The 24,973-nt window shown below is 70.2% G+C and carries 25 protein-coding genes; 19 read left to right on the plus strand and 6 right to left on the minus strand.

All coding sequences use genetic code 11. The features are described 5' to 3' along the window. Positions 1 to 54: 54 nt before the first annotated feature. Together G406_RS0127990 and G406_RS0127995 are read right to left on the minus strand one after the other, a co-directional pair. Complete coding sequence (locus G406_RS0127990) at positions 55 to 663, minus strand: TetR/AcrR family transcriptional regulator (protein ID WP_037078550.1); 609 nt, start codon at positions 661 to 663, stop codon at positions 55 to 57. A gap of 9 nt (positions 664 to 672) precedes the next feature. Then, positions 673 to 1,440: a creatininase family protein gene (locus tag G406_RS0127995; RefSeq protein ID WP_028936330.1), complete on the minus strand. Its 768-nt coding sequence runs from the start codon at positions 1,438 to 1,440 to the stop codon at positions 673 to 675. A gap of 120 nt (positions 1,441 to 1,560) precedes the next feature. Between G406_RS0127995 and G406_RS0128000 the strand changes: the two genes are divergently transcribed. From G406_RS0128000 to G406_RS0128025, 6 genes are read left to right on the plus strand one after another with little or no spacing between them, the layout of a single operon-like run. Next, a complete protein-coding gene (locus G406_RS0128000; protein ID WP_028936331.1) occupies positions 1,561 to 2,742 on the plus strand; it encodes an LLM class flavin-dependent oxidoreductase in 1,182 nt (393 codons plus the stop codon). Then, positions 2,739 to 3,557, plus strand: a complete 819-nt coding sequence (locus tag G406_RS0128005; protein ID WP_028936332.1) for an enoyl-CoA hydratase/isomerase family protein — start codon at positions 2,739 to 2,741, stop codon at positions 3,555 to 3,557. The genes G406_RS0128000 and G406_RS0128005 overlap by 4 nt, the downstream gene beginning before the upstream one ends. A 12-nt stretch (positions 3,558 to 3,569) precedes the next feature. After that, entirely contained in the window at positions 3,570 to 4,346 is a 777-nt protein-coding gene (locus tag G406_RS50400; protein WP_051342772.1) for an enoyl-CoA hydratase/isomerase family protein, read from the plus strand. Next, positions 4,339 to 4,830, plus strand: a complete 492-nt coding sequence (locus G406_RS50405) for a flavin reductase family protein (protein ID WP_037078553.1) — start codon at positions 4,339 to 4,341, stop codon at positions 4,828 to 4,830. The genes G406_RS50400 and G406_RS50405 overlap by 8 nt, the downstream gene beginning before the upstream one ends. After that, the gene (locus G406_RS0128020; RefSeq protein ID WP_028936333.1) at positions 4,827 to 6,683 is read left to right on the plus strand and encodes an AMP-dependent synthetase/ligase; all 1,857 of its coding nucleotides are present in this window, start codon (positions 4,827 to 4,829) and stop codon (positions 6,681 to 6,683) included. The genes G406_RS50405 and G406_RS0128020 overlap by 4 nt, the downstream gene beginning before the upstream one ends. Positions 6,684 to 6,694: 11 nt before the next feature. Then, complete coding sequence (locus G406_RS0128025) at positions 6,695 to 7,078, plus strand: VOC family protein (protein WP_051342852.1); 384 nt, start codon at positions 6,695 to 6,697, stop codon at positions 7,076 to 7,078. Positions 7,079 to 7,172: 94 nt separating this feature from the next. Here the strand turns inward: G406_RS0128025 and G406_RS0128030 are convergent, their stop codons facing one another. Together G406_RS0128030 and G406_RS0128035 are read right to left on the minus strand one after the other, a co-directional pair. Further along, positions 7,173 to 7,769 (minus strand): TetR/AcrR family transcriptional regulator, encoded by a 597-nt coding sequence (locus G406_RS0128030; RefSeq protein WP_028936335.1) that lies wholly within the window; start codon positions 7,767 to 7,769, stop codon positions 7,173 to 7,175. Beyond that, positions 7,766 to 8,380, minus strand: coding sequence for a TetR/AcrR family transcriptional regulator (locus G406_RS0128035; RefSeq protein ID WP_051342773.1), 615 nt, complete (start codon positions 8,378 to 8,380; stop codon positions 7,766 to 7,768). The genes G406_RS0128030 and G406_RS0128035 overlap by 4 nt, the downstream gene beginning before the upstream one ends. A 176-nt stretch (positions 8,381 to 8,556) precedes the next feature. Between G406_RS0128035 and G406_RS0128040 the strand changes: the two genes are divergently transcribed. From G406_RS0128040 to G406_RS0128070, 7 genes are read left to right on the plus strand one after another with little or no spacing between them, the layout of a single operon-like run. After that, positions 8,557 to 10,125 carry a class I adenylate-forming enzyme family protein gene (locus G406_RS0128040; protein ID WP_028936337.1) on the plus strand — a complete coding sequence of 523 codons (1,569 nt, stop codon included), beginning with the start codon at positions 8,557 to 8,559 and terminating at the stop codon, positions 10,123 to 10,125. A gap of 40 nt (positions 10,126 to 10,165) precedes the next feature. After that, positions 10,166 to 10,831 (plus strand): SRPBCC family protein, encoded by a 666-nt coding sequence (locus G406_RS54630; protein ID WP_051342774.1) that lies wholly within the window; start codon positions 10,166 to 10,168, stop codon positions 10,829 to 10,831. A 52-nt stretch (positions 10,832 to 10,883) separates the two neighbouring features. Further along, positions 10,884 to 11,681 carry an MBL fold metallo-hydrolase gene (locus G406_RS0128050; RefSeq protein ID WP_028936338.1) on the plus strand — a complete coding sequence of 266 codons (798 nt, stop codon included), beginning with the start codon at positions 10,884 to 10,886 and terminating at the stop codon, positions 11,679 to 11,681. Between the two features lie 9 nt (positions 11,682 to 11,690). Further along, the gene (locus G406_RS0128055) at positions 11,691 to 12,470 is read left to right on the plus strand and encodes an SDR family NAD(P)-dependent oxidoreductase (RefSeq protein WP_028936339.1); all 780 of its coding nucleotides are present in this window, start codon (positions 11,691 to 11,693) and stop codon (positions 12,468 to 12,470) included. After that, positions 12,467 to 14,809: a xanthine dehydrogenase family protein molybdopterin-binding subunit gene (locus tag G406_RS0128060; RefSeq protein ID WP_028936340.1), complete on the plus strand. Its 2,343-nt coding sequence runs from the start codon at positions 12,467 to 12,469 to the stop codon at positions 14,807 to 14,809. Before G406_RS0128055 ends, G406_RS0128060 begins: the two co-directional genes overlap by 4 nt. Further along, a complete protein-coding gene (locus G406_RS0128065) occupies positions 14,806 to 15,615 on the plus strand; it encodes an FAD binding domain-containing protein (protein WP_028936341.1) in 810 nt (269 codons plus the stop codon). The genes G406_RS0128060 and G406_RS0128065 overlap by 4 nt, the downstream gene beginning before the upstream one ends. Before the next feature lie 8 nt (positions 15,616 to 15,623). Further along, positions 15,624 to 16,094 (plus strand): (2Fe-2S)-binding protein, encoded by a 471-nt coding sequence (locus tag G406_RS0128070; RefSeq protein ID WP_028936342.1) that lies wholly within the window; start codon positions 15,624 to 15,626, stop codon positions 16,092 to 16,094. Positions 16,095 to 16,096: 2 nt separating this feature from the next. On the opposite strand, the gene G406_RS0128075 is transcribed toward G406_RS0128070, so the two are convergent. Then, positions 16,097 to 16,699 carry a hypothetical protein gene (locus G406_RS0128075; protein ID WP_245607234.1) on the minus strand — a complete coding sequence of 201 codons (603 nt, stop codon included), beginning with the start codon at positions 16,697 to 16,699 and terminating at the stop codon, positions 16,097 to 16,099. Positions 16,700 to 16,900: 201 nt separating this feature from the next. Continuing rightward, positions 16,901 to 18,094: a PucR family transcriptional regulator gene (locus G406_RS0128080; RefSeq protein ID WP_028936344.1), complete on the minus strand. Its 1,194-nt coding sequence runs from the start codon at positions 18,092 to 18,094 to the stop codon at positions 16,901 to 16,903. Between the two features lie 98 nt (positions 18,095 to 18,192). Here G406_RS0128080 and G406_RS57935 point away from each other — a divergent pair, with 98 nt between their 5' ends. The 6 genes from G406_RS57935 to G406_RS0128110 are packed head-to-tail and all read left to right on the plus strand — an operon-like array spanning position 18,193 to position 24,935. Continuing rightward, the gene (locus tag G406_RS57935; RefSeq protein WP_169736801.1) at positions 18,193 to 19,875 is read left to right on the plus strand and encodes a purine-cytosine permease family protein; all 1,683 of its coding nucleotides are present in this window, start codon (positions 18,193 to 18,195) and stop codon (positions 19,873 to 19,875) included. Then, positions 19,872 to 20,669: a 5-oxoprolinase subunit B family protein gene (locus G406_RS54635; protein ID WP_051342775.1), complete on the plus strand. Its 798-nt coding sequence runs from the start codon at positions 19,872 to 19,874 to the stop codon at positions 20,667 to 20,669. The genes G406_RS57935 and G406_RS54635 overlap by 4 nt, the downstream gene beginning before the upstream one ends. Beyond that, positions 20,666 to 21,709, plus strand: a complete 1,044-nt coding sequence (locus G406_RS50420; RefSeq protein WP_037078557.1) for a 5-oxoprolinase subunit C family protein — start codon at positions 20,666 to 20,668, stop codon at positions 21,707 to 21,709. The genes G406_RS54635 and G406_RS50420 overlap by 4 nt, the downstream gene beginning before the upstream one ends. Continuing rightward, positions 21,706 to 22,485 carry a LamB/YcsF family protein gene (locus G406_RS0128100; RefSeq protein ID WP_028936346.1) on the plus strand — a complete coding sequence of 260 codons (780 nt, stop codon included), beginning with the start codon at positions 21,706 to 21,708 and terminating at the stop codon, positions 22,483 to 22,485. The genes G406_RS50420 and G406_RS0128100 overlap by 4 nt, the downstream gene beginning before the upstream one ends. Next, a complete protein-coding gene (locus tag G406_RS50425) occupies positions 22,482 to 23,582 on the plus strand; it encodes a phosphotransferase (protein WP_051342776.1) in 1,101 nt (366 codons plus the stop codon). Before G406_RS0128100 ends, G406_RS50425 begins: the two co-directional genes overlap by 4 nt. Further along, on the plus strand, positions 23,583 to 24,935 hold the full coding sequence (locus G406_RS0128110; RefSeq protein WP_028936347.1) for an aspartate aminotransferase family protein: 1,353 nt from the start codon (positions 23,583 to 23,585) through the stop codon (positions 24,933 to 24,935). Positions 24,936 to 24,973 lie beyond the last annotated feature (38 nt).

Genomic DNA, 24,973 nt, shown 5'->3' on the forward strand with positions numbered 1-24,973 from the left:
ACGGTCTGTCGTAAAAAGATTACGACAGACCGTCGCAAAGCGCCACGTCGGCCGCTACGCCGAGTCGGTGGCCGCCGGGATGAGCAGCGCGTTGATCGCGGCGGTCCGGATCGTCGATCCGACGACGGCGGGATCGAGGCCGCTGTTGAACTGCGGGACCGAGTTGATCATCGAGAACACCGCATGGGTCAACACGCGGGTCTGCGCATCCGACAGATCGGGCCGCAGTCGGGTGACCAGTCCGCTCCACTCCTCGGCGTACAGACGCATCATGCGTCGCATGCGGTGACGCTCGTTCTCGGGGACGTTGTGCTCGTTCTTCAGGAACACGAGGGTGGACGGGACGCTCTCGAGCGTGCGCCGCACGTGGTAGTCGATCATCGCCTCGAGCGCGGTCCGCGGATCCGTCACCTCGGCCGCCGTGTCCCGCGCGTTCGCGAGCAGCTCGTTGAGCGGGTCCTCGAGTACGGCGATGAGCAGGGCCTGCTTGCTCGGGAAGTGACGGTAGAGGGCGGGGCCGGTCACGCCCGCTCGCGCGCCGATCATCTCGGTGGTCACCGCGTCGAAGGCGAGCTCGTGGAACAGCTGCCCGGCGACCTTGATCAGCTCCTGCCGGCGGGTGCTGCGGGGCGATACGGCGCGGGGCACGGACGGGCTCGGCATGCGTGCAGCCTAGGTGAATGGCCGCTCACGTGGGGCGGCGTGTTCCGCGAGTAGGTCGGCCACCGCGCTCAGGCAGGCAAGGCCCAGCTCAGGGGACATGCCCCTCGGGTCGCCGAGCACGCCGTCGGGAGCGACGGCCTTGATGCCGTCGGTGAATACCCGGGAGAGCAACGCGTCGTCCATGGCGCCGGTGAAACCCGCTCGCGCGAGGTCGTGCCGTACAGCGTCCGGGCGCATCGCGAGCATGATCGAACTCTCGGCGATGTCGGCATGGCCGCCGACACGGTCCGCGAGCCCGGCGATGCGGTGGGCGGCGGAGCGCCACGCGTCCAGGATCGCGGTCGAGTCCGAGAACGTCACGACCCGCAGGTCGGCGGGAAGGCGTGCGGCGAGCCTCGGCCCGATCTCGCTGAGCAGCGGGTAGTTGCCGATGTGCGCCGAGAAGATCAACACCCGGCGGAAGCCGTGCGCGGCGAGACTCACGCAACAGTCGGTGCAGATCGCCTCGAGCGTCTCCGCTCGCAGTGACAGCGTTCCGGCGAAGCCGAGGTGGTGTGCCGAGCACCCGATCCGCACGGTCGGGAGCACGAGTGCGTCGCCCAGTCGCTCGGCGACGAGAACGCCCAGCCGGTCGGCGTGATCACTGTCCACCGAGAGCGGCAGGTGCGCGCCGTGCTGTTCGGTTGCGCCCAGCGGCAGGACCGCGGTGCGCATGCCGCCGGCGATGGCCTCGGCGATGTCTGGCGACGTCAGGTGCTCGATGCGTAGCTCGCTCATGCGTCGGCTCGATACTCGAAGTTATTCGGCGATAACACTGAGACCTCCAGGTTGACTATTGACCTGCTTTGAATCCCGCCCTACGTTAGCCGCCAGTAACATTCGACGAAAGGGTCTCGCATGGACTTCATCTTGATGACCGAGGGCGACACCCCGGTCGGGCTCACCCACGAGCACCGCTACCGGGAGCTGATCGAGGAGGTGTTGCTCGCGGAGCGGGTCGGTTTCGACGCGTTCGGCAGTTCCGAACAGCACGTGGCCGTCGGAACGGCCACGGTCTCCTGCCCGGAGGTGCTCTACCCGTACCTGATGGCGCTCACCAGCCGGATTCGCTTCACCCACCTGGTGACGCTGCTGCCGACGCGCATCAACCACGCGTTGCGCGTCGCGGAGCGCGTCGCTACCGAGGACATCCTGTCCAACGGACGCATCGAGCTGGGTACCGGCCGTGGCAACACCACGCTCGCGTTGCGGGCGTTCGAGGTCGACCCGGCCGAGAACAAGTCCCAGTGGCGAGAGGGCATCGAGCTGATCCGCAGGGCGTTCCTCGACGACCCGTTCTCGTTCGTCGGCGAGCACTACAAGATCCCGCCGCGCAGCCTGGTTCCCAAGCCGCTGCAATGGCCCTACCCGCCGATCTCGGCCGCCGCCGGTAGCCCGAGCTCGGTCGAGACGGCCGCGGAGCTGGGCATCGGCGCTGTCGTCGGCGGGCTGTACCTGGGGTACGACCTGGTCGAGAGCATGCTCAAGCTCTACGACGAGGCACTGGCCGCCACGGCCCACCCGTACCCGATCACGCCTCGCAAGATGGTGGCGATCAGCGGTGGCATGCACTGCGCGGAGACCACGGCACTCGCCCGCAAGCAGGCGAAACCACTGTTCGACATGGTCAAGCTGTCCACCGGCGCCTATGAGCGGCTGGCCACGCTGTCGAAGGACTACGCCTACATGGGGGCGGTGAAGAACGTCGACTTCGACGACCAGGAGTTCATGTTCGAACGTTCCCAGGGATTTGTCGTCGGCGACCCGGACCACTGCATCCAGCACATCCAGCGCTACGCCGACATGGGCGCCGAGGCGCTCGTGCTGCGGGTCGACAGTCTGCCCCACGAGCAGCTCATGCGGTCGATCGAACTGTTCGGCAAGTACGTCATCCCGCACTTCAAACACCCGCGCAACGTGGTGCGCTCGTCCGACGACGTGCTGGCCGACATCCGGGCCGCACGTCCCGCACACGAGGAAGCACTGCGCCAGTTCCAGTCCGCGCACAACCTGGAGAACCAGCCGGAGGCAGTCCGATGAGCGACCTCTACAACCACGGCACCGGCGACGTGCTGGTCGAGCGGCCGGCCGACGGCGTTCTGTTGATCACCATCAACCGGCCGGAGCGGTACAACTCGCTGACCATGCCGATGTTCGACGAGCTCAGCGAGATCTGGGCCGACGTCGAGCGCGACGACGAGACCCGGGTCGTGGTGGTGACCGGCGCCGGCAAGGCCTTCTGCACCGGTATGGACGTCGCCGCGCCCGATCCCACTCCCGCGCAGGCGCTCGCGATGCTGGAGAGCGAACGCAGGCGGATATCGACCGTCCTACGCATCGAGAAGCCGATCATCTCGGCGATCAACGGCCCGGCGGTCGGCTACGGGCTCTCCACCGCGCTGCTCGCGGACATCAGCATCGCCGCCGAGGATGCCGTGTTGATCGAAGGGCACACCAAGGTCGGTGTGGCGGCTGGCGACCATGCCGCACTCATCTGGCCACTGCTGGTCGGCATGGCGAAGACCAAGTACTACGTGCTGACCTCGGAGAAGCTGACCGGCGCCGAGGCCGAGCGGATCGGGCTGGTGAGCCTTGCCGTCCCTCGCGAACAGGTGCTGCCGCGTGCGCTGGAAGTCGCCACCCAGCTCGCGCGGGGTTCGCAGCAGGCGATCCACTTCACCAAGCGTGCGCTCAACGCCTGGCTCACCAACGCGATGCCTCAGCACGAGATGTCCGCGGCGCTGGAGATCCTCGACTTCGCGGGCGCCGACTACGCCGAGGCACGCCAGGCGTTCCGGGAGAAGCGGCCGGTGAACTTCCCGTCCGCCCGTAACGCCGGTGTCCCGGCGAACTGACCGGAGCCGAGCATGCCAACAGTCCCACAGGACACGGCGTCCGGCGCCGTCCGTCTGTCCGACGCGGTGGACGGCGTGGTCGTGCTGACCCTCGACCGGCCGCCGGCCAACGCACTCGGCAACAGGCTCGTCCATGACCTGGCGACGACACTCGACACGCTGGGCCGAGGCCGCGATGCGCCGGCTCTGGTCCTGACCGGAGCCGGCAGGCGGTTCTTCACCGCGGGAGGTGACATCACCGAGGCGATCGGCTACGACGCCGACGCGATGGCCGCACGCATGACGTCGTTCCACGCGCTGCTGACGGCGCTGGAGCACTATCCCCGACCGCTCGTGTGCGCGGTCAACGGATGGTGCGTCGGCGGCGGCATCGAGATGACGCTGTTCGCCGACGCGGTCTACGCCGCGACGGACGCCCGGTTCGTTTTTCCCGAGATCAACCACGGGATGTTGCCGGCGGTGAAGGGCATCGGGCGGGCGCGGCGGGTACTGGGCGACCGCACGGCTCGTCGGCTGCTGCTGGGCGGAGACCCGGTAGACGCCCACGAAGCCGAGGCACTCGGCATCGTGGACCGGGTGGTCGAACCCGAGGGGTTGCTCGACGCCGCGATCGCGCACGCGCGGACGGCGGCGGCGAAACCGGCCACCGTGTTCGCGGCGCTCAAACGCGCACTCAACGACACCGACGGCTGGTCGGACGAGCAGCAGCTGCGCACCACGGTCGCCGACGCGCGAACGGTCTTCGACGACGAGGCCGCACGTGCCGCCCGTAAGGCCTGGAATGGCTGATCCGGTGGATGCCGAGACCTACCGTTCGGCGTTGTCGTGTTTTCCGTCCGGTGTCACGATCGTCACGACCCGTAGCGCTGTCGGCACCGTCCACGGGTTCACCGCGAGCTCCTTCGCCGCGTTGTCGCTGGACCCGCCGTTCGTCCTGGTCTGCGTGGACCGAAGGGCGGACTGCTGCCCGGCCTTCCTGGCGGCGGAGCGGTTCGTGGTGAACATCCTGACGCCGGCCCACGCGGAACTGGCGGTGCGATTCGCCACCAAGGGAGCGGACAAGTTCGCCCTCGGGGGCTTCGATTACGACGAGGACGGTCATCCGATACTGCTCGATGCGGCCGCCGTGATCCGCTGCGAGCTGGAGCGGGCGGTGCCCGGGGGAGACCACGTGATCCTGATCGGCCGTGTGCACGATGCGAGGACGGGGAACGGCGAGCCCGTCACCTGGTACCGAGGTGGTTTCCTCCATCTCGGGGAGAGTGCGGCATGAGCGACGTCGTCGGCTCCGGCGGAAAGGGTGCTGTGGTGGACCTGACGGACTTCGAACCGGCCCGGACGCTTCCCGGGCTGTTGCTGGACCGTGCGCGCACCGAGCCCGATGCCGTCGCGCTACGGCACTGGAACGACGGTGTCCTGGACGCGATCACGTGGCGGACCTACCGCGATCGTGTCGGTGAGGTCGCGCTGGGCCTCGTCGCTCACGGTGTGCGGCACGGCGACCGGGTGGCGGTGATGGGCAGCGCGCGTCCCGAGTGGGTCGTCGCCGCGCTGGCGGTACAGAGCGTCGGCGGCGTCGTGATCGGCGTCTACCCGACGAACTCGCCCGCGGAGATCGAGCAGCTGCTCGCACACAGCGGGGCCGTCGCGTTCGTCGGTGAGACGACGGCGGAGCTCGACAAGGTGGCGCGGGTCGCCGCGCGTACGCCCGCGCTGCGGCTCGTCGTCGGCATCGACGACCCGCCACCGGAGCTGCCCGGGGCGGTGACCGGCATGACGTGGGAGCAGCTGCGCTCAGCCGGAGCGTCGGCCGACGGCCTGGCCGAGCTGGTCGACGGTGTTGCGCTCGACGACCCAGCCGTCCTGTTCTACACGTCGGGCTCGACCGGTGTGCCGAAGGGTGTGATGCACACGCATCGCACCCTCCAGCACTCGATCCAGACCGTCGCCGGGCTCTATCCCGAGATGGGCAGCAGGGAACACGACGTCGTCGGGTTCCTGCCGCTGGCGCACGTCGCGCCGGCGGTGCTGCTGATCTTCACGCCGGTGCTCACTCGGCTCGTGGTGACGTACTGCCGCATCGAGGAGTACGAGGAGGTGTTGCGCGCGGTGCGCCCGACGGCGCTGCTGTGGCCGCCGCGCTTCTACGAGAAGGTGGCCGGGGAGCTGATCGCCCGGACGGAGGCGTGGCCGGGACTCCGCCGCCAGGCCTACCGGGCCGCGATGTGGGTCGGCCGCCGGATGGCGGAGCGACGCTGGTCCGGGCGTCCGGGTCCGGTGCTGCGGGCCGCCTACGCGGTCGCCCTTCGCGGCGTCTTCCTGCCACTGCGGGCACAGGTCGGGATGGACCGCCTCCGGGTCGCGTTCACGGCGTCCGCCGCGATGCCGGCGAATGTCGTGGCGCTGTGGCAGATCTGGGGGCTCGACCTGCGTGAGAGCTACGGCCTCACGGAGACCGCCGGCTGCCCCGTCGCGCAGTTCGACCAGCCGTTTCCCCGCCCGGGATGCATCGGGCGCGAGTTCGCCGATCCTCGCTTCCAGGTCGAGGTGGCGCGAGACGGCGAGATGCTGATCCGCGCGCCACTGTTGTTCCGCGAGTACTGGCACTCCCCGGAGGAGACCCACGCCGTGCTCCGCGACGGCTGGTTCCACACCGGCGACCTGATCGAGCGCACCGCGCACGGCGAGATCCGGCTGATCGGGCGGAAGAAGGACGTGATCATCACCAGCGGCGGCAAGACGGTCAATCCGCAGCCGATCGAGACCCGCCTGCGGGAGAGCCCGCTGATCGGCGAGGCGATCGTCGTGGGTGATGGGCGCAAGTACCTGACCGTGCTGGTCGAACCGAGCACGGTGGCGGCGGCGCTGGCCACCGACGTCGCGGCGCACCGGCTGCGGGGTGAGCTGGAGCGGGTGAACGCCGACCTGGCCCGTGCCCAGCAGCTGAAGGACTATCGCGTGCTGCCCCGGCTGCTGGAGGCCGGACGCGGCGAGCGGACCGCGAATGGAAAGGTCGCCCGGAACGTGGTGGTGAGGTCGTTCGCCGGGCTGATCGATGAGATGTACAGCGGGAACGACGACTCGGCGATCGCGAGCCACGTGCGATCCCGCCCGCAACCGAGGTGAGTGAGGTCGGCATGAGCCGTTCGAGGAACGATCAGGGCACCGGGCACAGCCCGGTCAGGATCGGGAACGTGCTGCACCCGGTGGCCGACGTCGAGGCCGCCGTGCGCTTCTACGCGGATACCTTCGGCCTGGCGGCGAAGTTCGTCGACGGCGACCGCTACGCGGCCCTCGACGCCGGCGGAGTCACGCTGGCCGTCGCCGGGCCGGCGGAGGACGTCACCGGGGGTGTTCCGGCGGCGTCGTTCAAGGTCCCCGACGTGGCCGAGGCGCTCGCGGGCCTCGTGCGCGGCGGAGGCGCGGTGATCCGCGAACCCGAACGGGGCCCGCACGAGGTGCGGGCCGTGGCACGCGACCCATGGGGCAACACCCTGGTGCTGTACGAGCCCATCAAGTGATCGACATCGTGACACCGCGCACCTCCCGTCCACACCGCGCCCTGTGCACACCGCGCGGTGTGGCCGTCGGGTGCGCGGTGTGACGACTGTGCACTCAGGTGCGGCCGACGCCGACGATGTTGAGGGCGAACTCGGTGTACTCGCGGGCGACCTGGTCGTGGCTGAGCGGGCCGTCCTCGCGGAACCAGCGGGCGATGCTGACGCACATCTCGCGGATCGCGAAGGAGCCCAGCGCGGGGGAGTCGAGGGTGAAGTGCCCGCTCCGCACGCCCTCGGCGATGATCGACCGCAGGGCGTGTTCGTGTTCGCGCCGAAGGGACTGCATGCGGCTCCGGTGCGGTTCGCCGAGGCTGGAGGTGTCCCGGTTGACCACGATCGCCTCACGACGATGACTGGCGTGACGTCGGGCGTAGATCAGTGTGGCCTGGTAGAGCTTGTCGACCGGGTCCGTCCGGTTCTCGGTGGCGGCGCGGAAGTCGGCCAGGACGCCGGTGACCGTGGTGTCGACGATGGTCAGCAGCAGCTCATGTTTCGAACGCATGTGGTTGTACAGGCTCGGGGTGCGGACGCCGAGCCGCTCGGCGATCTGACTCAGCGCGGTGCCGTGGTATCCCCGCTCGGCGAACAGGGACAGGGCGGTGTCGAGGACCGCCGCGCTGGTGAGCACCTCCCGGGTGCCGGTGTCGTTCATGCGCGGTGCCGCACGAGCCGCAGCGCGAACCGGGCGTACTCGTCCGCGACCTGCTCGGCGGTGCGGCCTCCGTCCTCGCGGAACCAGCGGGCGATGCTGACGCTCATCTCCAGGATGGCGAACGATGCCAGGCCGGCGTTGCCGACGGCGAACACCCCGCTCTCGATGCCGCGAGTGATGATCAGGCGAATCTCGCGTTCGTGATCGCGGCGGCGCTCGCGCATCGCGGTCAGCGCGGGGTCGGGCAGGTTCACCGTGTCGCGGTTGACGACCAGCGCTTCACGGCGGTTCGTGGCATGCCGCAGCGCATAGACCCTGGTCGCCTCCCGTAGCTGCGCGGCGGGGTCCTCGGTTCCGGCTATCGCCTCGGCGAACTCGGCGAGGACGACGTCCAGGGTCTGGGAGACGATCATCTCCAGAAGTTCCTGCTTGGACCGCATGTGGTTGTACAGGCTGGGCGTCCGGATGCCGAGATGCTGCGCGATCTGGCTCAGCGCCGTGCCGTGGTAGCCACGTTCGGCGAACAGTGTGAGAGCCGCATCGAGCACCGTCTCGCTCGTCACCGCCGCGCGCGCCGAATGCACTGTGGTGCGAGTGTCCGCTGCGGGCATGGGTCAACAGTAAACCGCTCGGCCCGCGACGCACTAACGATCGCTAGGAATCTGGACTTCCGTGTCGCGGCTCTTGCCACGTCGCGGGGCGCTCGCTAGCGTCTGTCGTCTTCAACTTATGAGCGTTAGCTAGTTGATCGAGTCACCGGACTCCGCCCACCACTCGAGGAGGAATGGTGCTGCGCACGGAGTACATCGCGACCATGCCCGAACTGTTGGCCGGTCACGCCGAGTCGAGACCCGAGCACATCGCCTACGTCGACGACGAGCGCACCCTGACCTACGGCGCGCTGGCGCGGACCACCGCCCGGATCGCCGGGCACCTACAGGAGCTGGGTGTCGGGATCGGCGACCGTGTGCTGCTCTACCTGGACAACCGCGTCGAGGTCGCCGAGGCGTACCTCGCCGTCCCCCGGGCCGGCGCGGTGGCGGTCTGCGCCAACCCCTCGGCGGCGGCCGGCGAGACGGCACACATCCTCGCCGACAGCGGTTCCCGTGTCGTCATCACGGACGCGGCGCACCTGGCCCACGTGCGAGAGCTCGCGCGAGACGTCGAGCTGCTCGCCGTGGTCGTGGTCGGCGACACCGGAGCGACTGGCCCGGTACCGGAGGTGGCCTACGCCGACCTGCTCGCGGCGCCGTCGGAGCAGTCACCCCGGGACTGTCTGGGGCTCGACGACACCGCGTGGATGCTGTACACCTCCGGCACGACCGGGCGGCCGAAGGGTGTGTACCTCACCCAACGCGGATGTCTCTGGGTCGTGGCGGCCTGCTGGGCCCCGATCGTCGGACTCGGGCCCGACGACGTGCTGCTCAGCCCCTTGCCGCTGTTCCACTCCTACGCGCTCGTGCTGTGCGTGCTCGCGGTGGCGGCTGTCGGGGCGACCGCGCGCATCCTGCCGCGCTTCTCGGTGAGCGACATCGCGTCCCGCTTCGCCGGCGGACCGGAAGGCGACGTGACCGTGTTCCCCAGGGTCCCGACGATGTTCCACTACCTGCTCGACCGGGTCGCCGACCGGGACTTCGCCGCGCCCGGACTGCGCGTCTGCGTCTCCGCCGGCGCGATCCTGCCCGCCTCAATCAACGAGAGGTTCGAGCAGGCCTTCGGCGTACGCCTGCTCGACGGCTACGGCATCACCGAGACCTCGACCATGGTGACGATGAACTGGCTCACCGGCACCCGGGTGATGGGGTCCTGCGGGTTGCCGCTGCCCGGACTGACGGTCCGGCTGATCGATCCCGCGTCCGGGACCGATGTGCCCGCCGGCTGTGAGGGTGAGCTCTGGGTCCAGGGTCCGAACGTCACACCCGGCTACCACCGGCTCCCCGACGCCACGGCGGCGGCTCTGGTCGACGGGTGGTACCGCACCGGCGATCTCGCCCGGCGCGACCCCGACGGGTTCCTGTCGATCAGTGGACGCACCAAGGAGCTGATCATCAGGGGTGGGGAGAACATCTATCCGGCCGAGGTCGAGGCCGCGCTGCTGGCCATCGAGCAGATCGCGGACGCGGCGGTCGTCGGGGTGCCGCACTCCCATCTCGGCGAGGTCCCGGTGGCCTTCGTCGTGCCCGCGCGCGCGGGCGGACTCGACCACGACATGGTCCTGAGCGAGGCGCGCGCCCTGCTGTCCTCCTTCAAGGTGCCCACCCGGCTCATCGAGACCGACGTCATCCCGCGCACCGGGTCCGGGAAGATCTTGCGCTTCCAGCTGCGGCAACGCTACGCCGAGGCCTATGGTAACTAAAGAACGTTAGTTAGTCGCGTTTATGGAGAGTAGGTGAGCGATGGAGCTGACGAACACCTTCCGCGTGGCCGGTCCGGTGGAGCGGGTCTGGGCCGTCGTCACCGACGCCGAACGCGTCGCTCCATGCGTGCCCGGCGCCGCCCTGTCGGGGACCGACGGTGAGGACCACCGGGGTTCGGTCACGGTCACGGCAGGTGCGGTGACCGCCCGGTTCGAGGGTGTCGCGCGGTTCACCGAGCGGGACGACGCCGAGCATCACGCCGTGCTGCGCGCCGACGGTCGCGACGTTCGGGGGCAGGGCGAGGCGGCGGCGACCATCGACGTGCGGCTGGCGCGCCGCGGTGACGGCACCGAGGTCATCGTGCTGACCGACCTGGAGCTGACCGGCCAGATCGCGCGGCTCGGGCACGGCGTCGTCGCCGCCGCTGTCGGCAAGCACATCGGGCGGTTCGCGCGCCGTCTCGATGACGAGCTGCGACAGGAGCCCGTGGATGAGGTCGCGGTCGGTACCGGCGCCTCCCGGCCCACGACCTGGGCAGGGCCGACCGAACATGTCGGACCCGTCCTCCCCAGGTTGGCGCTCTGGGCGCTGGCACTCGGGCTGCTGGGCTGGTGGGCCGCACGCGTGGGACGTCATCCGGTCGGCGGCATGAGAACTGTTCACCCTGCGAAAGGACACCGATGGACACCGGGACCGTGGAGATGAGCCACGAGCCGAGGCGCGGCACGCCGCTCGACCAGGCACAGGGCGGTGCGGCGTGAAGATCGGCTCGATCGAGATCCTGCCCGTGCTCGACGGGGTCGGCAGGGAGAACGCGCACGAGGTGCTCAGCCGCCCCGGTGTGGACGACGCCTGGAGTTGCCATTCCGACCAGCTCGACGAACACGGTGTACTGCACCTGGACCTCGGCGGGTTCCTCGTACGCACCGGGGATCGGGTGGTCCTCGTCGACGCGGGCGTGGGCACCATCGACAACGGCCAGTACTCGGGCGGGAAGTTCCTGCGGTCACTGGCCGCCCGGGGAGTCACGCCCGAGGACGTGACCGACGTGGTGTTCACCCACCTGCACTTCGACCACGTCGGCTGGGCGACCAGCAAAGGACAGGTCGTCTTCCCCCACGCCACCTACCGGGTGCACGCCGCCGACTGGGCGCACTTCGTCGAGGCTCCCGACGCCCAACCCGGGGCCGTGCGCAAGCTCGGCCCGTTGCGGAGCCGGCTGGAGACCTTCGACACCGACGTCAGTATCGCGCCGGGCCTCACCGCCCGGCACACCCCCGGCCACACCCCGGGTTCGACCGTCTACATCGTCGCCGACGGTGACCAGCGGGCGCTGCTGCTCGGTGACGTCGTGCACAGCGTCGTCGAGCTGCACGAACGTGACTGGGAGGCGGTGTTCGACCTCGACCCGGTCGCGGCGCGCGCGATGCGCAACGTGATCGCCGACGAGGTCGCCGACTCCGCCGACCTGGTCGTCGGTGCCCACTTCCCCGGACTGCGGTTCGGCAGGGTCGTCACCGCGTCCGGCACCCGCCGCTTCCAGCACCTCGTCTAGGAGAACCCCATGGATCTTCAGCTGTCCGGCACGAACGTCCTGGTCACCGGCGCCGGCCAGGGCCTCGGTCAGGCCCTCGGTCTCGGCTTCGCCGGCGAGGGCGCCAACGTCGCCTTCCACTACAACTCCTCGGCCGAGGGCGCGCGCAAGGCGGCCGCCGCCGCGTCGGAGCTCGGGGTGAAGGCGATAGCGGTGGGTGGCGACCTGCGCGACGCCGACGCGGTCGCCGCGCTCGTCGAGGAGACCGAGACCGAGCTCGGCCCGCTCGGCGTGCTGATCAACAACTCGGCGGTGACCAAGAAGCAGCGCTTCCTGGAATCCACCCCGGCGGACTGGGCACCGCAGATCGACGTGACCGTCACCGGGACACTCCAGATCACCCATGCGGTCGCGTCGCGCATGGCCGAGCGGAAGGCCGGGGCGATCATCAACCTGATGGGCGACTCCGGCCGGGTCGGCGAGTCCGGACTGCTGGTCACCGCCACCGCCCGCTCCACCACCGTCGGGCTCACCCGGTCGCTGGCCAAGGAGCTGGCCCGCTTCGGCATCCGGGCCAACGCCGTGTCCCTGGCACTGGTGCGCACCGACAACTTCGACGCCCACGCGGGCACCGGTGGCCAACCGGAGGTCGCCGACGACACGATGAAGAAGATCCTCGCGCAGTACCCGCTGCGCAGGGTCGGGCGGCCCGACGACATCGTGCCGATTGTCCTGCTGCTGGCCTCGCCGCTGTCGTCCTGGACGACGGGCCAGGTGGTCTCGGTCAACGGCGGGTACGCAATGCCATGAGCGGGCCCGGGAACGACACGTCCGGCGTGCTGGGGACCAGCGTCCGGCGTAAGGAGGACCATCGCCTGGTCACCGGGCGGGGCCGCTACGTCAGCGACCTCGAACTGCCGCGCATGCGCCAGGTGGCGTTCCTGCGCAGCCCGTTCGGCCACGCGCGGATCACCGCCGTCGACGCCTCGGCCGCGCGCGAGGCCGGCCATCGGGTGTTCGTCGGAACCGACTTCGCCGAGGTGGTCCTCCGCGCACAGTCCGCCCTGCCGTCGTACGTCGAGACGGGCCAGCCGATCCTCGCGCACGAGAAGGTGCGGTTCGCCGGCGAACCGGTGGCGGCCGTCGTGGCGGCCGACCGCTACCAGGCCGAGGACGGGCTGGAGCTGGTCGAGGTCGACTACGACCCGTTGCCGACGACCGTGTGCGCCTGGGCCGAGCCGGTCGAACCGGTGCACCCCGAAGCCCCGGACAACGTGCTGCTGCAGCGGACCTTCGACGCGGGCGCCGTAAGCGAGGCGCTGGCCGAGGCGGACCTGCTCGTCGAGCGTGAGCTGATCACCAACCGGCACTCGGGGCAGCCGATGGAATGCCGGGCCGGGGTGGCGCTGTGGGATGCCGGCGACGAGAAGCTGACCTTCTGGAACGGCACCCAGTGCCCGCACCTGGTCCGGAACATGATCGCCGAGCTCATGCGGGTACCCGAGGGCAAGGTGCGGGTCATCGCCCCCGACGTCGGCGGCGGGTTCGGGGTCAAGGCGGTGCTGTACCCGGAGGACGTGGCGCTGTGCCTCATGGCCAGGGCGATGCCGGGGGTCCCGCTGAAATGGGTCGAGGACCGGGCCGAGCATCTGATGGCCGCCACCCATGCCCGCGACCACCGCTACCTGATCAAGGCGGGGTTCTCGGCCGACGGCAGGTTGCTGGCCGTCGATGCCGACGTGACCTGCAACGTCGGCGCGTACTCGGTGTACCCGTGGACCGCCGGCATCGAGCCGCTGATGGCGGGCGGCCTGCTCACCGGGCCGTACAAGCTGGAGCACTACCGGTGCACGGTCCGTGGTGTCGCCACCAACACCTCGCCGTCGGGCCCGTACCGGGGTGTCGCGCGCCCGGCGACCGTGTACGCGATGGAGGCACTGTTCGACGAGGCCGCCACCCGCCTGGACATCGATCCGGTGGAGATCCGCCGCCGCAACCTGATCCAGCCGGAGGACATCCCGTACAAGATGCCCTCCCGCCTGGTCGACGACTCCGGCCACTACGCCGAGTGTCTCGACAAGGCACTGGCCGCGCTCGGCTACGAGGAACTGCGCGCGGAGCAGAAGCGTCGGCGCGACAGCGGAGAGGCACCGATCGGGATCGGCATCGCGATCTACAACGAGCTCACCGGGCTCGGCCGGGCCGCGAGCGCCGGACCGAGGATGCCGTTCCGTACCGGTCACGAGGCCTGCACCGTGCGGATGAATCCCGACGGCAGGGTCACCGTGGTCTCCGGTGTCACGTCGCAGGGGCAGGGGCTTGAGACGACCGTGGCGCAGATCGTGGCCGACGCGCTCGGGGTCCGCTACGACGACGTCGACGTCCGGCTCGGGGACACCGACGACGCACTGTGGGGATTCGGCGCGTTCTCGTCCAGGCAGGCGGTGATCGGTGGGGGAGCGGCCCACAACAGCGCCCTCTCGGTGCGCAGGCAGCTCGTCGCGCTCGCCTCCGAGCTGATCGAGGCGGCGCCCGACGATCTGCGGGTCGCCGAGGGCGAGGTCTACGTGGTGGGTGAGGCGACCCCGAGGATCTCGGTCGCCGAGGTCGCGCGCGTCGCCTACCTGGAGTCCAACCGGCTGCCGAAGGGATTCGAGCCGGGGCTGCACGCCACCGAGTTCTACGACCCGATCCGCGGCGCGTTCGCCGCCGGGGCCCAGGTCGCGGCCGTCGAGGTGGACCGGAGCACAGGGGAGCTAACCATCCTGAAGTACGTCTGTGTCGAGGACGCCGGACGGGCGATGAACCCGAAGATCGTGGACGGCCAGATCCTCGGCTCCATCGCCCAGGGGCTGGGCGGGGCGCTGTACGAGCACCTGGTCTACGACGAGGACGGGAACCTGTCGACCGGCACGCTGATGGACTACCTGATGCCCACCAGCGCCGAGGTGCCGGACGTGGTCGTCGGTCATGTCGCGCGCCCGGCCGCCAACCCGCTGGGTGTCCGCGGTGTCGGAGAGGGCGGCACTCTCGGCCCCTACGCGGTGCTGGCCGGTGCGGTGCACGACGCGCTCGGCGTGTACATCGACACGCTCCCGGTAGGCCCGGCGACCGTATGGCACGCGCAGGCAGCGGTGACCGGCCGATGAAGTGCGCTCCGTTCGACTACCTCCGGGCCGAGAGCGTCGACGAGGTCGTGAAGGCCCTGTCCGACGCCGACGGCGAGGGGAAGATCCTGGCGGGCGGGCAGAGCCTGGTCCCGGTACTGGCGCTGCGCATGGCTCGGCCCAGCGTGCTCATCGACATCAACCGGATCCCCGGTCTGGCCGCAATCCGGGCCGACCACGACGCCGTCGAGGTGGGCGCACTCGTCCGGCACACCCGGCTGATCGAGCAGACCGAACATCCGATGCTCGCCGAGGCGGCCCGCTGGATCGGGCACACGGCCATCCGCGGCCGGGGCACGACGGGCGGCAGCATCGCGCACGCCGACCCCGCCGCCGAACTTCCCGCTGTCGCACTCGCCACCGGGGCCACCGCGTCCGTCGCCGGGTCGTCCGGAACCCGCACGATCACCGCCGAGGACCTGTTCACCGGGGCCCTGACGACCTCGCTGGCGGACGACGAGGTGATCACCTCGATGCGTTTCCCGCGACCGGAACGGTGGGGGTTCGCCGAGTTCGCGCGCCGGCACGGCGACTTCGCGCTGGTGACCGCGATCGTGGCGGAGCTCGACGGCGCGGTGCGCATCGCGCTCGGCGGTGTGGCGCCGGTGCCGGTACGGGTCGCGGACGCCGAACGGGTGCTCGCCGACGGCGGGTCGGTCCGGGACGTCGCGCATGCGGCGGCAGAGCAGATCAAGCCGACCGGTGACCTGCACGGATCGGAGCCGTTCCGGCGGGCGATCGCGGCCGAGATGGTCCGCAGGGCACTGGCCATGGCCGGCATCGACTAGGAGCGCGCATGCAGATCACCCTCAGTGTCAACGGCGAGCGGACCCGGCTCGACGTCGAGCCCCGCCGCACCCTCGCTGACGCGCTGCGCGAGGACCTCGGCCTCACCGGCACGCACCTCGGGTGCGAGCACGGTGTGTGTGGTGCGTGCACGGTCCTCGTCGACGGTGAACCGGTCCGGGCGTGCCTGATGTTCGCCGTCCAGGCCGACGGCAGCACGGTCACCACCGTGGAAGGCCTGCAGGGGACCGACGGGACATTGCACCCGCTGCAGGAGGCCTTCGTGACCCACCACGGTCTGCAGTGCGGGTTCTGTACCTCCGGCATGCTGATCAGCGCGCTGCACCTGCTGGACACCCGGCCGGACGCCGATCGCGCGACGATCCGCGAGGAGATGTCGGGCAACATCTGCCGGTGCACCGGCTACCAGGGCATCGTCGACGCCATCGAAGCCGCGGGTCAGGAGCTGCGCGACGGGTGAGGTCAGGTGGTGTGCACCAGGGTCACGACGCGGGCCACGGACGGGCGTTTCGGGGTGGACCCGAACCCGAACCGGACCGGGGGATCGACGTCGGCGAGCACACCCTGGTCCTCGCCGTTCCACCGGACGTCGGCTCCAGTGATGCGATGCAGGTCGAGTGCCGCGTAGTACTCCCGACGACCGTTGCCCGCCGTACCGACGGTGCGGACACCCGGCAGCACCCGGCGAGCGACGTGATCGATCGCGCTGATCCACGCGGGTGCGGTGGCCAGCGGGCGGGGCACCGCGCGCAACAGGTATCCGAGTGGTCCGCGGGACCCGACCTCGGCGGTCAGCGCGAGCGGGCCGGCGCGCAGCGTCCACCGCTCGGGCGTCCGGGTCATGGCGATGTCCACGAGCCGGACGTCGTCGAACCGGTAGGTCGCGGCGACGAAGTCCGCGACGGCCGACGAAGGCGCGAGCAGCACCCTCAGACCGTCGGACTGTTCCACCATGACATCGGTGAACGGCCCGAGCGGCGAGTCCGCCCAGTGCCCCACCACGCACCGCAGACCGGTCGAGGTCCCGACACCGGCGATCCACCCGTCGAATCGTGAGCGCTCCATCAGTCCCATCACATGTCGAGTCGCGGTCCAGTCTCATAGCCGGTGTCAATCCCGGCTCGCAGAGCTTCGTGTCGCGTGGCAGACGCCGCAGTGTGCCCTTCTCATCCCACACCGCGCACCGTGCGTCCACACCGCGCTATGTGCACATCGCGCGGTGTGGACGCACGGTGCGCGGTGTCGCTCAGATAGCGGGGAAGCCGGTCACTCCGGGGTGGGTGGGGCTTCGGGGGTCAGGCGATGGAGTGCTCTCAGTGACAGGACCGCGGTCGCCACGTCCGAGGGGCGGGACAGGTCAAGGCCGGTGAGCTCCTCGAAACGGCGCAGGTGGTTCAGGACGGTGTTGCGGTGCCGGTAGAGCCGTTGCGCGGTGCTGGTCGGTGAGCCGTCACCGGCCAGGTGCGCGTGGACCGTCTCCAGTAGCCGGTTGCGCTCGGCGGGGCGCGCGGCGCGCAGCGCGGTGGCCAGCGTGTCGGCCAGGTGGCGGGTGACCTCGGGGGCCCCGCCGACGAAGACCGAGGGGACGTCATCGGCGGCCATCACCACGGCGTGGCGGTCCGGTGGCGTGGCGTCCCTGGCCGCGTCGGCCAGCCAGACGAGATGCCGGGTGTCCTCCAACGCGTGGTAGATCGGGCTGGCGCCGACCCGCGTGCGCAGCGTGTCGGTGAGGCAGTCGCGCAGCTGGCGGTAGCCGCCCGGCCCGAGCACCACGATGCCGGTGAGCAGGTTCGCGTCGTGCAGCCACACCGAGCGCAGCCCGAGCCGGGCCAGCGCCGACTGCACGGTCTGGTTGGGGACATCCTGGTCGGCGCGCACCACGACGTACTGGCCGCGCTCGCCGAGGCCGAGGCGGGACGCCGCGCGGCGCACCACCGCGCTGGCCGGACCGCTGCCGTGCAGCAGCTCGTGGAACAGCGCACGCGCGTCGCGTTCCAGCTCACCCGCCATCTCGGCCTCGGCGTTGCGGTAGGCCTCGCTGACGACCACCGAGATCTTGTCGATCGCCCGCCACAGCGGCAGCACGAAATCCGTCCACTGCGTGGCGATGTCCGGCGGGCGGGTCGCCAGCCAGTCGAACAATGCCTCGCCCGCGATCTGGAAGTCGATGCGGAACGAGTGCAGCATCGCGTCCATGCCGACGCCCTGGCGGGCCCGCCGGTGCCCGATGTAGGTCAGCGTCTCGGCGAGGTCGGCGCTCTGCACCAGCGCCAGCTCGTTGAGTACCAGCACCATGGTCCGGCGACAGGCCTGCAGGTGCTCGGCCGGGTCGACCAGCTCCCGGTAGGCGGCCTCCTTGCGCTGGCTCTCCAGGTGCGCACGCTCGGCCAGCTCGTCGACCATGCCCAGGAGCGAGTGGGCGGCTTCGGTCAGCGGCGTGGACGGTTCAGATTTGTGCACAAGCACAATCTGACACGTCGGACGGTGGCAGTCCATCTCTTGTTCCTCTCTGGCGGAGGCTGGTTTGCTGTGTGTCGGCACCAATTCGGGAGGTTTCGATGACGGCCACGTCCGATCCGCGAAAGTCGGCCGATCCACCCACGAAATGGGTCAAGGCATCGCTCATTCCGAAAGGAGCCGAGGCGCGCCGTGAGGCAGCCGAGGACTATGCGCTGAGAAAGGTCCCGGCGCACTGGAAACGGCCTGCCTTCAGTTTTGCCATCTCGCTCAGCGGGTTGACGTCCTCGGTGTTCTTCCTGGCGCTCGGCGGCCAGCTCACCCTCACCTTCGGGTTCCCCGCCGCCATGGCCTCGTTCGTCGCCGGCACGATCCTGGGCTGGGCCGGCTCGGCGGTGATCGCCAGGGTGACCGCGATGACCGGCCTCGACCTGGACCTCATCACGCGGGGCAGCGGGTTCGGCTTCCTCGGCTCCGCGGTCACCTCACTGATCTATGCGGTCAACTGGATGATGTACGCGGCGATCGAGGCCGCGTATCTGGGAACCGCCTTGCATTCGACGATGCCCGGATTACCCACTCCGGTGTGGTTCCTCATCACGGCATTCGTGTCGGTACCGATCTGCTGGTACGGATTCACCCAGAACGATTTCGTGCAGCGGTGGCTGGGCCCCATTTTTCTGGCGGGGCTGGTGTGGCTCGTGGTGGCCGGTGTGCAGGATTCACACCTCGATCCCTCCTTCTCCACTCCGGCTTTCACCGTCGTCGGATTCCTCGGCTCGCTCGGTGCACTCCTGCCCAACGTGGTGATCCAGATCTTGGGCACCGGCGACTTCTCCCGGTTCATCCGCAAGGCCGAGGTCAAGAAAGCCATGCTGGCCGGGCCCGCCGTGGTGATCGCGGCGGTGTACCTCGTCTCGTTCCCGGCGGGTGCGGTTCTCGCGCTGTACACCGGCAGCGACAACCCGGGCACCTACATCACCGGCGTCCTCGGTGTGTTCGGGCTGGTCTGGATCACCGCGACCCAGCTGCGGATCAACAACATGAACTTCTACAGCGGCTCGCTCGCGCTGGCCAACTTCGCCTCGCGGATTCTGCACTGGGTGCCCGGCAGGCGGTTCTGGGTGGTGTTCGTCGGGTTCGCCGCGTTCGCCGGCGCCATGGCGCACGTCGAGGAGCACCTGCTCGGCGTGGTGTCCTTCATGGGCATCTTCTGCCTGGCCTGGCTCGGCGTGCTGATCGCGGACATCTGTGTGATCAAGCCGAGGCTCGGAGTACCGCCGGGACACGTCGAGCACAGGCGTGGATACCTGGCCAACTGGGGTGTACCCGCACTGGGCAGCCTTCTGGTGGGCGCTGTGGGCGGCGCGGTGCTGTCGCTGGGCGCCATCCCGAACGCCGCGATGGGTTCCATCCTGGGCGACGCGCTGGCGTTCGGGATCGGCTTCGGTGGGCCGATCGTCGTCGAGCTGCTGATGAGGGGCCGCTTCGCCAGGCTGGCCCGTACACCCGATCCGGACTGGGTGGACGACTTCTCGAACACCGACGAGGAGCTGGAGTCCGCCGACAACATGCTGCCCTGTGGTAACTGCGCCGAGAAGGTCATGCGTGAGGACATGGTGACCTGCCCGGTCACCGACAGCCATGTGCTGTGCTCGGTGTGCTGCGCGATGCACCGCACGTGCGGCGAGGCCTGCAAGACGATGGACTTCAGCCCCTCGGACGCCGACGTGCGGCGCCGGATCGAGATCGTCGCGGTGCGCCGCGCCGAGGAACCCAGGTGAGCCCGGCAGCGACCTTCCGTTCGCTCGGCGACCTGGCGCTGTGCGTGGAGTTCGGCGACCGCATCGACCTCGCGGTGAACTTCACCGTCCTGGCCCTGGATCGCGCGCTCACCTCGGCGGGCGCGCCGGGAGTGCGGGAGACGGTGCCGACGCACCGCTCGCTCGGGGTGGTCTACGACCCGGTGCTGATCCACCGGCGCGAGCTGGAGAGCCTGATCGAGGGACTCCTGGACGAGCTGGTGGAGCTGACCGAGTTCCCGTCCCGGCTGGTCACCATCCCGATCTGGTACGACGACCCGTGGTCCCAGGAGTGCGCCAGGGCGCACGGTGTGGGCAACAACATCGACTACCTGGCCCGCTCCAACGGCGTCGACCGGGACGAGGTCATCGACCGGCACAGCCGCGTGGTGCACTGGGTGTCCGCCGTGGGTTTCCAACCGGGCACCTACCAGGCGGTTCCGCTCGGCGAGATGGGGCTGACCGGGCCGAAGTACGAGCGGCCCCGCAAGTGGACCGACCCGGGGATCGTGTGCCTCGCGGGCTCGATCACCTCCTACTACCCGGTGCGCAGCCCGGGGGGCTACCAGCTGCTCGGCCGCACCCCGGTGGACCTGTTCGACCCCGCCCGGCGCAACCCGGTGTTCGCCGACGGGCCCGTGCTGCCCAAGGTGGGGGACCGGCACCGGTACCAGCCGATCGACGCGGACGAGTACCACGCGATCCGCGAGCTCGTGACGGCGGGCGAGTACGAGTACCTCATCGAGGACGGCGTGCAGCGTCTGGAGCCAGCATGACCGCACCCGAGAAGGCCGTGTTCGACGTGCTGCACGCCGGGCTGCAGACGACCGTTCAGGACCTCGGCAGGCCCGGCTATCTCGCCGATGGCATCCCACCGTCTGGCGCCTTCGACTCGGCCGCGCTGAAGCTGGCGAACCTGCTGGTCGGCAACCCGGTGGGGGACCACGTGCTGGTCGGCACCGACCCGGGCGCGGCCGGTCTGGAGATGCTGCTGGTCGGGCCGCGACTACGGGCCCGGACGTGCACGGTCGTCGCGGTGACCGGCGCGGACCTGCAGCCCACGCTCGACGGTCGGCCGATCCCGCTGTGGACCTCGGTGGTAGTGCGGCCCGGGCAGGAGATCACCTTCGGTGGTGCCAGGTCCGGCGCACGCGGTTACCTCGCGGTCGCGGGCGGCCTCGCGGTCACCCCCGTGCTGGGCAGCCGGGCCACCAACGTGCGGGCCGGGCTCGGCGGCGTGGACGGCCGGGCGCTGCGGGCCGGTGACGTGCTGTCGGCCTACCCGAAGCACGGCCCGGTGGTGGCGCTCGCCGGACGGCGGCTGCGCCCGGAACTGCGACCCCCGATGTCCGGCGGACCCGACGACCCCGCGGTGCTGCGGGTCGTGCTCGGCCCGCAGGACGACCTGTTCACCCCGGACAGCGTGCGGACGTTCCTGACCGCGCGGTGGCGGCTGTCGGCCACATCGGACCGGATGGGCTGCCGGTTCATCGGACCGGCGCTGCACTTCCTGCCCAGGCCCGCCCACCTGGTCGAACAGGCGGGCGCGGACCCCTCAAACATCGTCGACGACGCGATCTGCATCGGCTCGATCCAGGTGCCCAGCGGCCTGGAGCCCATCGTGATGGGCGTCGACGGCCCGAGCCTCGGCGGCTACGCCAAGATCGCCACGGTGATCAGCGCCGACCTGCCGGTGCTGGCCCAGCTGACCCCCGGTGGCCTCGCCACGTTCCTGGCGATCACCCCCGATGACGCACACACCGTGCACCTCGCGGCCCGGGCCGCCGGTGCCGCCGATTCAGTGGAGAGACTGTGAGCTACCGGATCAACCTCAACTCGGACGTCGGTGAAGGCTTCGGCCGCTGGCGGCTCGGCCCGGACGACGAGCTGATCCCGCTGGTGCCGACGGTCAACATCGCCTGTGGTTTCCACGCCGGTGACCCCTCGATCATGCACCGCACGACCACGACCGCGATCAGCTCCGGAGCGGACATCGGCGCCCACGTCGCCCTGCCCGACCTGCGGGGATTCGGTCGGCGTCCGGTCGAGATCAGCCCGGACGACCTGCGCGACGACCTGCTGTACCAGATCGGCGCCCTCAGCGCGTTCGTCCGTGTCGCCGGTGGGCAGCTGCGGCACGTCAAGCCGCACGGGTCGCTCTACGCGATGTGCGGACGCAGCGAGGAGTACGCGCGGGCGCTGCTGGAGTCCGTCGCCGGCTACGACCCGGACCTGATCGTCATCGTCGGCCAGGGCTGGCCGGGGCGGCTCGCGGCCGACTACGGGCTCACCGTCGTCCACGAGGGCTACATCGACCTCGACTACCAGCCCGACGGCTTCCCGAGGGTCGAACCGATGAAGCAGCCGTGCGACCCGGAGGAGGTGGTGCGCCGGGCACTGCGCATCGTCCGGGACTCCGCCGCGACGGCAATCGACGGATCGGCGATCGAGGTCCGGACGCCGACGCTGTGCCTGCACGGCGACATGCCCAACGTGCTGGACGTGACCCGCCACCTGCGGAAACGGCTGGACGCCGAAGGTATCGAGGTGGTTGACCTCGCGACCGCGGTGTCGGCTGGGGCCGGGCGTTGAGCACCGCCGCGAACGCGACCGACCTCGGTCCGGTGCTCGCCGCCGCACGGGCCACCGGCCTCGGCGGGTCCTACGAACCCATGCCCGACGCACTGGTCACCGAACAGCTGGAGCACTTCCACGGCCTCACCGGCACGGTGCGCCGAATCGCCACCGAGAAGGACGAGACCTTCGTCCTGAGCTGCGCCCAGGGCCGGTACCTGGTCAAGATCTCCTCGCCGCACGAGGCCCTGCCGGACATCGAGCTGCAGACCGCGGCCATGCTGCACGTGCGGGACGCCGCGCCGGGTCTCCCGGTCCAGCTGCCGGTCGCCGGGCTGGACGGCCGGTACGGGCACCCGCTGGCAGCGTCCGGGCACACCGGACGGCTGCTGCGTGTGCTGACCTACCTCCCCGGGGGGCTGCTCGCGGACGCCGATCCCGCCCCTGGCGAGGTACGCGACATCGGCCGGGTGGCCGCTCGGCTGGCGCGCGTCCTCGACGGTTTCAGCCATCCACGCCAGGACCGCACGGTGATCTGGGACCTCACGTGGTTCGACCGCATGCGTCCGCTCCTGTCGCACATCTCGGACCCGGCCGACCGCGCGCTGGCCGACAGCGTGTTCACCCAGTTCGAGGCACTGGTCGTGCCTCGGCTGCCCGAGCTGCCCCGCCAGGTCGTGCACGGCGACTTCAGCCCGTACAACCTGCTGGTGCGGCGCGGCGCACCCGGCTACGTCACCGGAGTGATCGACTTCGGTGACGTCGTCCGCACCGCCAGGGCGTTCGACGTCGCGGTCGGCATGGCGAACCTGCTGTGCGACGACCCCGGCGACCCCTGGGCCAAGGCCGTCCACTTCGTCGAGGGATATCTCGACGAACGTGCGCTGACCGAGGGTGAGCTCGCGCTGCTGGGGGTTTGCGCCAAGGCCAGGGTCGTGCTGCGGGTGCTGATGGCGCTGTGGCGGGCGGTCGAGGACCCGGCTCGGCGGGACTACCTGCACTCACACTCGGTGAAGGACTGGACGCACCTGCATCTGGCACATGCCGTCCCGCTGTCCGAGACGACGCGGCGGCTGCACGCGGCCGGCACCCGCAACCCACAGGAAGGTCGGTAGATGCACAGCACGGCACAGCCCTCCGGCGGTCGTCCCACGATGGTCAACGCGTTCGACCCGTCCCACCTGTCCCGGCTCCCGGAGCGAACCCGTGCCCAGGTGACGCGCCGGGACACCGTCCTGGGCGCCAGCTACCGCCTGTTCTACCGGACCCCGGTGGAGGTCGTCCGGGGAGAGGGTGTGCTGCTCTACGACGCCGACGGCAACGACTATCTGGACGCCTACAACAACGTGCCGTCGGTCGGGCACGCCCACCCGAGGGTCGCGGCCGCAGTCAGCGCGCAGCTGAGCACCCTCAACACGAACACCCGCTACCTGCAGGAATCCATCCTGGACTACTCCGAGCAGCTGCTGGACACGTTCCCGGCCGAGCTGGGCAACGTGATCTACACGTGCACCGGGTCGGAGGCCAACGACCTGGCGATGCGGGTGGCGCGGTACGTCACCGGGCGGGACGGGGTGATCGTCACCGCGAACGCCTACCACGGTCTGACCGCGCAGGTCGCCGAGTTCTCTCCGTCGCTCGGACCGAACTCGCCGCTCGGGCCGCACGTGCGGGTCGTCGACGCGCCCGACGAGCTGCGGCTGCCGGCGGGGGTGAGCGTGGCGGCCCACATGCGGGCCCAGGTGCGCGCGGCGGTCGCGGACCTCGAACGGCACGGCGCCCGGTTGTGCGCGTTCATCGCGGACAGCATCTTCTCCTCGGACGGCGTCTTCGCCGATCCGTGTGGCTTTCTCGCCGACATCGCGGACGAGGTGCATCGGGCCGGTGGGCTGTACATCGCCGACGAGGTGCAGCCGGGGTTCGGCCGCAACGGCGACGGCTGGTGGGGCTTCCAACGCCACGGCGTGGTCCCGGACATCGTCACGGTGGGCAAGCCGATGGGCAACGGCATCCCCACCGCCGCCGCGATCTTCCGGCCTGAGCTGCTCGAGGAGTTCGGCGCCAACATCCGGTACTTCAACACCTTCGGCGGCAACTCGGTGTCCATCGCGGCCGCGCAGGCCGTTCTCGACGTCATCCGCGAGGAACAGCTCATTGCGCACGCGAAGAAGATCGGGGCTCACCTGATGGACGGCCTGCGCACGCTCACCGCGGCCGACGACCGGGTCGCTCAGGTACGCGGGGCCGGGTTGTTCATCGGGGTGGACCTGGTCTCCGACCGGTCCTCGGCCACACCCGACGGCGAGCTGGCCGGCCGGATCGTCAACGAGCTGCGTGACCGTCGCGTGCTGATCTCGGCGTCCGGGCCCGCCGGCAACGTGCTGAAGATCCGGCCGCCGCTTCCCTTCGGCGTCCAGCACGCCGACCGCCTGCTGGAGGAGCTCGACAAGGTGCTGTCCGGCTCGTGAGCCACCTAGGAGCGTGCTGAACAAGTCGGGCCTACCGC

The sequence above is a fragment of the Actinospineispora spinosispora DSM 44797 genome (genome assembly GCF_000429025.1).
Taxonomy (GTDB): domain Bacteria; phylum Actinomycetota; class Actinomycetes; order Mycobacteriales; family Pseudonocardiaceae; genus Pseudonocardia; species Pseudonocardia spinosispora.